The sequence below is a fragment of the Mesorhizobium sp. M7A.F.Ca.MR.362.00.0.0 genome (assembly GCF_004023175.1).
Classification (GTDB): domain Bacteria; phylum Pseudomonadota; class Alphaproteobacteria; order Rhizobiales; family Rhizobiaceae; genus Mesorhizobium.
On sequence record NZ_RZTF01001123.1, the window covers coordinates 1 to 239 of the forward strand.

General features: G+C 62.3%; 1 pseudogene. It reads left to right on the forward strand.

From position 1 onward, the window contains the following. A pseudogene (locus EOC06_RS39345) lies at positions 1-239 on the forward strand (elongation factor Ts); the annotation flags it as partial.

The window sequence follows — 239 nt, forward strand, 5'->3', positions numbered from 1 at the left end:
CAATGGCGTGCGCGAAGCCGCCGTCGTGGAAGTCAATTCCGAGACCGACTTCGTGGCCCGCAACGCCGCGTTTCAGGAAATCGTCGGCAACGTTGCCAAGGTTGCTCTGGCCTATGGCACGACGGAGGCTGTGGCCGCCGCAAAGTATCCAGGTTCCGACAAGTCGGTTGCCGACACCATCAAGGACGCTGTCGGCACCATCGGCGAAAACATGGGCTTCCGCCGCTCGGCCAAGCTCA